This window comes from Bacillus sp. BML-BC051, from assembly GCF_019656175.1.
In the GTDB taxonomy this organism is placed as follows: Bacteria; Bacillota; Bacilli; order Bacillales; family Bacillaceae_G; genus Bacillus_A; species Bacillus_A mobilis.
Genome location: NZ_BPLI01000066.1, coordinates 1 through 10,886, shown reverse-complemented (window position 1 = coordinate 10,886; position 10,886 = coordinate 1). Strand labels below are relative to the sequence as shown.

The window sequence follows — 10,886 nt, the reverse complement described above, 5'->3', positions numbered from 1 at the left end:
GTTCGACCTCCTACAGAAGAATGGACGGAAATCTCATCGATATGAGAAGAAAACTATCTTTGATATTATGGGTGTTGTCTATGAGTATAATGGGTTTGGAAAACAAAAGAAAGCTGCATAATTTTTAAAATGAAACTCGTTAGAGTTTATTTGGTGTGTGTACTTTTCAATACCAAAAGTACATTACGTGTTTTTTAGTTTGTTTGAACGAAAGTTCATTTTGTTTTCGTTCTTAAGTTGATGGGCATGTGGTAGGACCCCATATAGAAATTTTGAAATAATTAAGATTCCTTGTTAGCAATGAAAGAAATAAGTCTATGAAAAAATATAAAATAAAACATATTTATAACAGAAACAGCTCAAATTTCTCATTAGGAATTTGGGCTGTTTTTATGATGGGACATACTTTCGCCTTTTGGAACGGATATTTTCAAATGATAACCATTAACGAAAGAATGATATGTTATAATTTTCATAATATATATGCAAAGAAGGGATGGAATGAGCACACAAATTAAGGTAACACCGGAACAATTAGAACAAGCTGCTAAAACAGTAAGAAATACGAGATCATCATTAGAATATATACATAAAGATTTATACTCTCAAACTGAATATATAGCTTCTCAGTGGAGCGGAGCAAGCAGTGATCGTTTTTATCAGATGTTTAATGAAGCAAAGCCAATGATGTTTAACATCTTGCAAGAATTAGATAAAATAGCAGTAGAATTAGAACGTGCAGCTGTTAAATTCCGAGATGCAGATGAATTGTATGGTGGAAATTTAGCTGACCATGATATTCAAGAAGGTGCCATGTGTGGAAAACTCCCTCCAAAATCAGAAGAGTCATTTTTCAATAAAAAAGATTTAAATGCTGCATGGACTGGTATTTCTACTGGGTTTGTAGATGGTGCAGTGGATGCGTGGGAAGGACTGATATCCTTAGGTGATAAAGAAACCTGGCTGAATATGAAAGATGCAATTGTAAACTATAGGGAGACTATTCCTGCTGCATGGAACACCGTATCAGATACGTTTATGAATAAATTTTGGAATGGGGATCTGGAAAGTAGAGAGCATTATGTAGCTTATGGTATAGCAACGTTAGGGCTCGGGCTTCTGGGGGATAAGGGTCTTAGTAAAGCAGGACAAGTTGGGAAGGTAGCTGCTATTACAGGTTTTACTAAAGGAAAATCACTTGTAATTAATTCTCCGACATATAGAAATGCATTACATATATTAAACAATTATGAATTCAAAGCTGGAAATCATCTTTCATATGCGGGAGTCGGTAGTATTAAACAGTACTTGCAGAAAGCAGCTCCATATACTTATGAAGGTAAAAATGGTCCAAAGACAATTAGTTTAAGAATGGGTGAGTTAGCTGGAAATAAACATCCAGTTTCAGGTATACCATATGACTTAAATGGATTCCCTATTTTCGATGCTTTTGCTGAAGTAAAATTAAAAGAAGTTGACTTTAAAAAATCAAGACCTACTCATGATAGAATATGTAATAAGCTGTTATATGAACAGATATTAGAAGATCCAAAACTAGCAGCTAAATTTACAGCAGAAGAAATTGAATTATTTAAAAATGGTCAGAAACCCAAAACATATACATGGCATCACCATCAGGACACAGGAAGAATGCAGCTTGTAGACGCGAAATTACATAAGCAAACTGGTCACACGGGTGGGTATAACATCTGGGGGAAAGACGGAGAAAAATAGGGAGGTTTATTAATGCATAACATTGTATGGGTTGGTGTAAGTAATGAAAAAGTAACAGATCATGAAATCGAACAAGTAGAAAAATATTTTAACATTAAACTACCTAATGATTTTATTGAATGTGTGAAGAAATACGATGGAGGTTACCCACGTCCTAAAATATTTGATGTACCAGGACAAGATGAAAATGTATTCAATGATTTATTGACCTTCCATATAGAAGATGAGTATTCAATTGTAAAAAATTATGAAGATATAAAAGAAGAATTATTAGACAATATATATCCTTTCGCAAATGATCCTTTTGGGAATTTCTTATGCTTTGACTATCGTAATAATTCCGCATTACCAACAATCGTATTTTGGGACCATGAAGAAGAGGACATGGAAAAAGCAATATATCCTGTTTGCTCAACATTTACAGAATTGCTTGCTAGTCTACGTGATTTTGAAGAAGAAGATTGAGGGAACTAAAAAAACGGTCTAGAATTCTAGACCGTTTTTTTATGATTTACTAATTTTCCAACCATCATCCGTTTTCTCTAGTTCAATTACGATTACCTTATTAGGGGTCCCGTCAGGAAAATGCGGATTTACAACGCTAAGCCTATTTTCCTGACGATTCCCCCATTTTTACAACGTTAAGAAAGTTTTAATGGTCTTAAAGAATCTAACGAGACCACTTTCTCCGAATTAAAATGATATTCTCCTAGTAGATTAATATGTTCCCAACCTAGAGGCGACATATGGTGTAATAATTCTTCATTAAAACTACCAGACTGTTTTTGATATTCAACTGCTTTAGTTAGATGTAAGGTATTCCAAATACTAATAGCATTGATGATTATGTTTAAAGCACTGGCTCTTTGCAATTGATGTTGTATAGTCCGTTCCCTAAGCTCACCTTGTTTTCCGAAGAAAATAGCTCTTGCTAATCCGTTCATGGCTTCTCCTTTATTTAATCCCCTTTGTATTTTTCTTCTTAATGATTCATCCGATATATAATTCAAAATAAAAATTGTTTTTTCTATTCGACCCATCTCACGTAAGGCTATAGCCAAGCTGTTTTGTCTTGAATAAGATCCTAGTTTCCCCATAATAAGGGATGCTGAAACTGTTCCTTCTCTTATTGAGTGAGCTAATCGCAAAACATCCTCATAATTTTCTTTAATGACCTTTGTATTTATTTGTCCACGTAAAATGGCTTCTAATTTTGGATACTCACTTGCTTTATCTATTGTAAATAATTTTGAGTCTGCTAAATCTCTTATTCTTGGGGCAAATTTAAATCCTAATAAATGAGTCAGTCCGAATATTTGATCTGTGTAACCAGCTGTGTCTGTATAATGCTCTTCTATGTTTAAATCCGTTTCATGGTGCAACAAACCATCTAAAACATGAATCGCATCCCTTGAATTAGTATGAATAATCTTTGTGTAGTAAGAAGAGAATTGATCACTAGTAAAACGGTAGATGGTGGCTCCTTTTCCAGTTCCATAATGTGGGTTTGCATCTGCATGTAGTGATGAAACACCTAACTGCATTCTCATACCGTCTGATGAGGATGTTGTACCGTCTCCCCAATAGGAAGACAATTGTAATTTGTGATGAAAATTTACTAATACGGCTTGGGCTTTATTCATTGCATCTTCATACATGCGCCATTGAGATACATTGGCTAATTGCTTATATGTAAGTCCGGGTGTTGCTTCAGCCATCTTGCTTACACCTATATTCATTCCCATTCCTAAAAGGGCAGCCATAATAATAATCGTTTCTTCTTTATCCGGTTTTCGATTATTGGAAGCATGAGTAAATTGCTCATGAAATCCTGTTATATAAGCAATATCCATCAGTAAATCGGTTAATTTTATTCTTGGTAGCATCTGATAAAGGCTTGCACTAAACTTTTTTGCTTCTTCTGGTACATCTTTTTCTAAGCGTGCAAGTGACAGCTTTCCTTTATCAAGAGAAACTCCATCTAACTTGTTGGAATTGGCAGTTAACCACTTTAACCTTTCATTAAGGCTGCTGGTTCTCTCCGTTATATAATCTTCGAATGATAAACTAACTGATAATCTCGTATTCTCTTTCGTTTGATTCCATGTAAATTCGGAAAACAAATATTCCTCAAAATCTCTATATTGTCTGCTGCCAACAATGGAAACATCTCCTGCCCGAACATGCTCCCGAAGTTCTGTTAAAACAGCCATTTCATAGTAATGACGATTGATTGTTGTACCATCATTCTCGTATAAACGCTTTTTCCAACGTTTTGAAATAAAATCCACAGGTGAGTCATCAGGTACTTTTCGTTTTCCGGATTCGTTCATTCCTCGGATAATCTCTACAGCTTGTAAAAGTGGCTCATTTGCCTTTGTAGAATGAAATTCCAACACCCTTAATAGCGTTGGCGTATATTTTCTTAGTGAATAAAATCGTTTTTGCAGTAAGTCTAAATAATCATAGTCAGCAGGACGTGCAAGCTCCTGGGCTTCTTCGACCGAAGAGACAAAAGAATTCCATTCAATAACGGATTCTAAAACCTCAAAAACGTCTAATTTTTCCTGTTTTGCTTTGATCAAAGCTTGTCCGATGTTCGTAAAGTGTATAACTTTCTCATTCAGCTTTTTACCGTTCAGTTTCTGAATTTCCTCTTGAGCCTTACGACCTTTTGATAAGAGACTAAGTATTTGTCTGTCATGAATTTCAAAAGCTTTATCCGTCAAATCTTGATTAAGATGTAATAAATAGACGGTTAGTATTGAATATCGTTTATTTTCCTGAAAATCACGGAATGCATAAGGTTCATATCTTGAACCCAAGCGAGACAGCTGTAACAGGCGATTGCGGTGCAAATGATTAATTTGCACCGTTTCTAATTCCATTCCTCGTATGTATTCGAGTCGTTCTATTACTTTTAAAAAGGTTTCGGGTGAAGGATGTCCCGGTGGTTCTTTTAACCAACCCAATATCGTTTTATTGGATTCTGACGAATGCTGCAAGGTAATAATATCTTCAAGTTTTTCTTTTTGTTCATTTGTTAGGGATTGACTAACCGTGTTAAATAGCTTCTTTTCAGCCATTGCCCTTGCTTCCCACACTATTCTTTCAAGTGTAGTGATAGCAGGCAGTATGATTTTGTTTTTTCTTAGAAAATCTATGCATTCATGTAGTAGATGAATGGCATCACCATTTTCCAAAGCCAATTGATGTAGGTGCTTAAATGTCATTCTATATTCTTTCAGAGTAAAAGTTACTAGTTTATATTCAATTCGAATTTCTTTCAAATGATCCCAAAGTGTATTGTCTCTTTGAGGATAAAGCTTTAGCGAGGATGGACTAGCACCGATTTGTTTTGATATATAATGTATGACTGAATCCGGGATGTTTTTGATATGAGTGTATGGCCAACCGGGATATCGAAGAACAGCTAATTGAACGGTGAACCCTAAACGGTTTTCTTCTCTCCTTCGCTTATTGATAATTTCTAAATCCCGTTTGGAAAAAGTGTAGTAGGTTCCTAGCACCCACTCGTCTTCAGGAATTTGCATAAGGACCTGTCGCTGTTCCGATGTAAGCAATTCTCTACCTCTCGCAACTTTCATACAGTATCATCTCATTTCTGTAATTGTTCAGTTAATTAGTTCAATTATAAATCAATAGAGTGTACTCTATTGATACAAGTGTAGTAGACTGATAAAATCATAGTTAAGAGTGTCTCATAAGACTTGTCTCAAAAACGAGGTGATATTTTGCGAAAAATCGGTTATATACGTGTCAGTTCGACTAGCCAAAATCCTTCAAGACAATTTCAGCAATTAAACGAAATCGGTATGGATATTATTTTTGAAGAAAAAGTTTCTGGGGCAGCAAAGGATCGCGAGCAACTTCAAAAAATGTTGCAGGATTTACAGGAAGGCGACATTATTTATGTTACAGACTTAACTCGGATCACTCGGAGTACGCAGGATTTATTTGAATTGATTGATTTAATACGAAGGAAAAAGGCAAGCTTAAAATCACTCAAGGATACATGGCTAAATTTATCAGAGGATAATCCATACAGCCAATTCTTAATTACAGTAATGGCTGGTGTGAACCAATTAGAGCGCGACCTTATCCGTATGCGTCAACGTGAAGGGATTGAGTTAGCAAAGAAAGAAGGAAAGTTTAAGGGGCGTTTAAAGAAGTATCATAAAAATCACGCAGGGATGAATTATGCAGTAAAACTATATAAAGAAGGCGGCATGACTGTAAATCAAATTTGTGAAATTACTAATGTATCTAGGGCTTCATTATATAGAAATCTATCGGAAAGAAACAAATAGTTTGTCCTGATTCTATCAAAAGGTGTATTTTTTCACCAATATTTTTAGGCATGAAATGTCGGTAATTATTATCTATTTTGTTTTAAAGTAAATATTGAAAGGGAGTAAACTTATGGATTGGCTAGAAAGAATGAACAATGCGTTAAACTACATTGAAAATAGCCTGGATGAAGAAATAGACTACAAAGAGATTGCAAAAGCAGCTAACTGTTCTGAGTTTCATTTTTCAAGAATGTTCTCTTCAATCTCAGGTGTATCGCTATCAGAATATATTAGACGAAGACGGTTAACACTTGCAGCATTTGAAATTCAAAAAAGTGATATTCGGATCATCGATGTGGCAATTAAATATGGTTATATTTCTTCTGATACTTTCTCACGTGCTTTTCAAAAAATGCATGGGGTAACCCCTTCCAATGCTCGTAATAGAGGGGTACAGTTAAAAGCCTTTCCCAAAATTTCCTTTCAAATTTCTATTAAAGGAGATACCGAGATGGACTACAGAATTGAAAACCTTGATTTTGAATTAAGAATTGTCGGAAAAAGCAAGCCAGTAAAAACAAGCAGAGCATTTAAAACAATCCCTACGCTTTGGAACACTGCGAAAAAAGATGGATTTATGCAAGAACTAGTAGATATGTCATGGGAAAATCCAAAATGCACGCTTGAAAGCCTTCTGGGGGTTTGCGGAAAAGAAGCTGCCATCACAGATGAACAATTTTCCTATTTCATGGGCGTAAGATACGATGGGGAATCCCCAGAAAATATGGAGACGCTTATTATTCCCGCAAGTACATGGGCAGTTTTTCCGAACATAGTGGATGCATGGAAACGTTTATATTCCGAGTGGGTCCCTACCTCCGAGTATGAACTTGCAAATTTACCGTGTATAGAATGTTATTACGGTCCGAAGCATAAACCAAGACACGAACTCTGGGTCCCTGTTATCCCGAAGTAAATTACATATTCAGTAATAGAATGCTGTTTATGGAGTAACGAAAAAAGAGCCTAATTTCTCAATTTAGGTGATGGGAAATCAGGCTTTTTATATTGGAAATTCCTTATCGTTGTAAATCCGCATTTTCCTGACGCCACCCCGTTATGTACGCGTCAGTTCGACTAGCCAAAATCCTTCAAGACAATTTCGGCAATTGAACGAAATTGGAATGGATATTATTTATGAAGAAAAAACTTCAGGAGCCACAAAAGATCGTGAACAACTTCAAAAAATGTTAGAGGATTTACAGGAAGGTGACATTATTTATGTTACAGATTTAACTCGGATCACTCGAAGTACGCAAGATTTATTTGAATTGATTGATTTAATACGAAATAAAAAGGGAAGCTTAAAATCACTTAAGGATACATGGCTAGATTTATCAGAAGATAATCCATATAGCCAATTCTTAATTACGGTAATGGCTGGTGTTAACCAATTAGAGCGAGACCTTATTCGTATGCGTCAGCGTGAAGGAATTGAGCTCGCAAAGAAAGAAGGGAAGTTTAAAGGACGGTTAAAGAAATATCATAAAAATCACGCAGGAATGAATTATGCAGTAAAGCTATATAAAGAAGGAAATATGACTGTAAATCAAATTTGTGAAATTACAAATGTATCTAGAGCTTCTTTATATAGAAAGCTATCGGAAGGAAAAAAATAAGCATTCATTACTTATATTAAAAATTTCCGGGGATTGTGAAACAACGTACCTAACCAAGCAGGCTATTTCTATAAGGAAGTATCAATATTTGTTTATCTAACTAGGCACGATCATCAAAGGGTTCCGAGTACATTTTAACGGAGATATACGCTAAACTCAGATTTAAAGCAAGGCTGTATTTTCCGAGAACACTTTATAAAAAACAACCTTAGTCAATCACAAACGAAGGTTGTTTTTATAAAGTCATGGTCTAATTAAAACAATTGCTGTCCCAAGAGCATACTTGAGACTGAAAAGGCACCAGCAGGTGGTAAAACATTAGTATATATGGGAGGTCCCAAACGGGTTGTAAAGGTTGTAGCAATCCAATTTCCGTATTCACCAGCCAGCAAAGAGGGAGGTTTCATTATAAACCGTCCACTTAAAATGAAATGCCGAATGCTTATAGCGGTCTCATCAATTATTGTCAAGTTGCCAAAAAAGGAGGCATATGGTGAATCGAAACTTATTTGTTTAGCGCTTTCGTCCCAATACCCATTAATCGGAATAGGTATACCACGAAAATTAACTGTACCTACTACTTTGTTGTCTACAATGGAATCAATGGTAAGTATACCTCTAATAATGGATCTCCCCGCAATAGAAGCATCAATCCCCCATACGGATGGAAAGGGGATACTAACTTTGGCTGTCTTTGGAATTTTCAAAATTAACCTCTCCTTGATTATTTTATGTATAGATTGAGTTGTATTTAATCATAATCCTGTAGTAATGATACAGTATATGCACAGAGAATCACTTAGGTGTTTTGTTAAGAAAGAAGCATCAATAATCAATCAGCCTACTGTCTAGATGAACAAGAGTTTGCCTGACCCACGAAAAATATGGAACATTAATTGCTGCTCATACATATGGTCTCGTATTTGGAAAATTTCTTAGCTTTAAAATAAATCATCTGATTCAATGAAATGTAATGCCTATCATCACCTATTTTTATATGTATCTCAGACGAATTCCTATACCTCCGTTACTCTTCGATCATATTTTATTTGTACGAGGTGGTGTAAAATGTTTAAATTATATTTAGATCCTGGTCACGGGAGAATGGACCCAGGAGCTATTGGCAATGGGATGCAGGAAAAAGAAATTACCTTAAATATTTCCCGTAGCATCCGAAATCTCTTGGAAAACCATTATGAAGGCCTGCAAATTAAAATGAGTAGAACAGCAGATATTACGCGCAGCTTGAAAGAACGTACAGATGATGCGAATGCTTTCGGTACGGGGGCCAAAGGATGGATTTGTGGAAGAAGTGGGAGTCAATGTGGCGTTAATTCGGAAACGAATCAAATCAACCAGCATGGTTTATGAAACGAAAAAAGTAGGCGTTCGCACGAAAACAACCGTTGCAATTCTTTACATGCGTGACATTGTTGATCCTAAGATTGTTCAAGATGTAAAGAATAAATTAGATGATCTTCACATTGACGGAGCATTTAGCGCCACTCAGCTAGAAGAATTAATGGAACCGACAAAAGCATTGTTTCCTTTGATGGGGTATACAGGCAGAGCAGACTTTACCGTGAACTGTATGCTCAATGGGCGTGTAGCGTTGATTGTGGATGGTACACCGGCTGCGTTGATTGCGCCTGCCAATTTATTTTTGCTTGTGAAAGCACCCGAAGATATCCACTTTACTGCTTTGGCAGCTACATTTGGTCAAACGCTTCGTTTACTTGGCTTGTCCGTATCGCTACTGCTTCCTGCATTTTTTGTTGCCATTCTTTCCTATCATCAAGATCAGCTGCCCTATTATCTACTTGCCACTTTGGGGATTAACCGGTTGGGAATCCCTTTTGATGTGGCAGTTGAAATGTTTATTGCACTTCTCTTCTTAGAAATCCTGCGGGAAGCTGGTATCCGATTGCCTTCTGCGGTCGGCTCCACGGTAACGGTTGTAGGAGGACTTATCCTGGGGGATGCGGCCATTCGTGCTGGATCCTTATCCCCAGGTATCGTTGTCATCGGAGCAATTACACAAATCTTTGGTTCAACTTTATCGAGCCTATCATTGGCTGGAACGATTAGTACCTTACGCTTTTTTCTTTTCATTCTGTCTGCCACGCTTGGCATTTATGGCTTCTTTCTTGGATTATTTATTGTGCTCAGCCATTTAGCCTCATTGCGTTCATGCGGCTTGCCTTACTTGGCCCCAATATCACCTCCATTTAAAGACTTGGCCAACGCTTTGTTTCGATTACCTTGGCCATAGCGAAACACTCGACCGGACATGTTGAAGACACGAGATTCTACAAGGCAAGGGGACAGGCATAAATGAGGAGATATAAAAGTATGGTTGCACTTTTCCTTCTTCTCACCCTTACCGGTTGCTGGAGCAGATATGAAGTGCAAAACATGAACTATGCTACGGCTGTTGGAATAGACTATGTCGATGGCCAATACACCTTGTATGTGCAATTGCTTGATTTCTCGACAGTGGCCAAGCTGGAGGGACAGCAAAAAGCGGAGCAGCCCCCGGTTTGGGTGGGCAAAGGCGAAGGTTCCTCGTTTACGGAGGCGGCAAATGATTTGTACAGTACATCACAACAACGCTTAAACTTGGGACAAATCTCTGCCATTTTGTTCAGCGAGAGATTGATGAAGGAAAACAAAGTCGGAGAAGTGCTGGAATTGATCAACCGTTATCGTGAAATAAGGTACTTGGCCTGGCTGTTTAGCACAAGAGAGCCTCCTGAAGAAATCTTGCTGGCAACCCCATTTTTTAGATTTTCGCCAAATGCATAAAAATAGTTGTTTACTTTTATGCGTTCAAACAGTTGATTTATCAACCTTATGGTAAAAGCAAACGACTTTATTGTAATAAAACAAACCGATTAGTAAACAACTTTATTGGTAAGGAAAGAACTTTATTGTCACTCAACAGTTTCGTCATGTTAAATTTTGCCTAGCGTATGTTTTGCGCTTTTTGTTGGTAGGACCCCATGCCCATCAACTTAAGAATTTTCACTACCCCCAAGTGACAAAAAACGTTATTCTTTCTAAAAAGCTAGCTAGAAAGGGTGACATTTTTTATGAATCTTTCGATTCAAGATGAATTACAACTATTTTCTGAAGAACTGTATCGTCATTTAACCCCTTC

10 protein-coding genes and 1 pseudogene are annotated in these 10,886 nt (G+C 36.7%); 8 read left to right on the top strand and 3 right to left on the bottom strand.

Features of this window, described 5'->3' with window-relative positions; translation table 11 throughout:
- The first annotated feature begins 501 nt into the window (after window positions 1–501).
- Both K5S59_RS23920 and K5S59_RS23915 read left to right on the top strand, forming a co-directional pair.
- Window positions 502–1,734: a WXG100 family type VII secretion target gene (locus K5S59_RS23920; protein ID WP_048558673.1), complete on the top strand. Its 1,233-nt coding sequence runs from the start codon at window positions 502–504 to the stop codon at window positions 1,732–1,734.
- A 12-nt stretch (window positions 1,735–1,746) separates the two neighbouring features.
- Window positions 1,747–2,199: an SMI1/KNR4 family protein gene (locus K5S59_RS23915; protein WP_000551585.1), complete on the top strand. Its 453-nt coding sequence runs from the start codon at window positions 1,747–1,749 to the stop codon at window positions 2,197–2,199.
- A 39-nt stretch (window positions 2,200–2,238) separates the two neighbouring features.
- On the opposite strand, the pseudogene K5S59_RS23910 reads toward K5S59_RS23915, so the two are convergent.
- Together K5S59_RS23910 and K5S59_RS23905 are read right to left on the bottom strand one after the other, a co-directional pair.
- Window positions 2,239–2,304, bottom strand: a pseudogene (locus K5S59_RS23910) (DUF4878 domain-containing protein); the annotation flags it as partial.
- Window positions 2,305–2,375: 71 nt separating this feature from the next.
- Window positions 2,376–5,342, bottom strand: a complete 2,967-nt coding sequence (locus K5S59_RS23905) for a Tn3 family transposase (protein ID WP_220784094.1) — start codon at window positions 5,340–5,342, stop codon at window positions 2,376–2,378.
- A gap of 147 nt (window positions 5,343–5,489) precedes the next feature.
- Between K5S59_RS23905 and K5S59_RS23900 the strand changes: the two genes are divergently transcribed.
- From K5S59_RS23900 to K5S59_RS23890, 3 genes are all read left to right on the top strand, one after another.
- On the top strand, window positions 5,490–6,065 hold the full coding sequence (locus tag K5S59_RS23900; protein ID WP_062822405.1) for a recombinase family protein: 576 nt from the start codon (window positions 5,490–5,492) through the stop codon (window positions 6,063–6,065).
- Between the two features lie 112 nt (window positions 6,066–6,177).
- The gene (locus K5S59_RS23895) at window positions 6,178–7,023 is read left to right on the top strand and encodes an AraC family transcriptional regulator (RefSeq protein WP_000383881.1); all 846 of its coding nucleotides are present in this window, start codon (window positions 6,178–6,180) and stop codon (window positions 7,021–7,023) included.
- 127 nt (window positions 7,024–7,150) lie between these two features.
- On the top strand, window positions 7,151–7,726 hold the full coding sequence (locus K5S59_RS23890; protein ID WP_033656251.1) for a recombinase family protein: 576 nt from the start codon (window positions 7,151–7,153) through the stop codon (window positions 7,724–7,726).
- Window positions 7,727–7,980: 254 nt separating this feature from the next.
- Here the strand turns inward: K5S59_RS23890 and K5S59_RS23885 are convergent, their stop codons facing one another.
- On the bottom strand, window positions 7,981–8,433 hold the full coding sequence (locus K5S59_RS23885; protein ID WP_000701228.1) for a hypothetical protein: 453 nt from the start codon (window positions 8,431–8,433) through the stop codon (window positions 7,981–7,983).
- A gap of 361 nt (window positions 8,434–8,794) precedes the next feature.
- On the opposite strand from K5S59_RS23885, the gene K5S59_RS23880 reads away from it, so the two are divergent.
- From K5S59_RS23880 to K5S59_RS23870, 3 genes are all read left to right on the top strand, one after another.
- The gene (locus K5S59_RS23880; RefSeq protein ID WP_002073809.1) at window positions 8,795–9,097 is read left to right on the top strand and encodes an N-acetylmuramoyl-L-alanine amidase family protein; all 303 of its coding nucleotides are present in this window, start codon (window positions 8,795–8,797) and stop codon (window positions 9,095–9,097) included.
- Entirely contained in the window at window positions 9,030–9,998 is a 969-nt protein-coding gene (locus K5S59_RS23875) for a spore germination protein (protein WP_228271847.1), read from the top strand. Before K5S59_RS23880 ends, K5S59_RS23875 begins: the two co-directional genes overlap by 68 nt.
- 80 nt (window positions 9,999–10,078) lie before the next feature.
- Window positions 10,079–10,531, top strand: coding sequence for a Ger(x)C family spore germination protein (locus K5S59_RS23870; RefSeq protein ID WP_000226102.1), 453 nt, complete (start codon window positions 10,079–10,081; stop codon window positions 10,529–10,531).
- Window positions 10,532–10,886 lie beyond the last annotated feature (355 nt).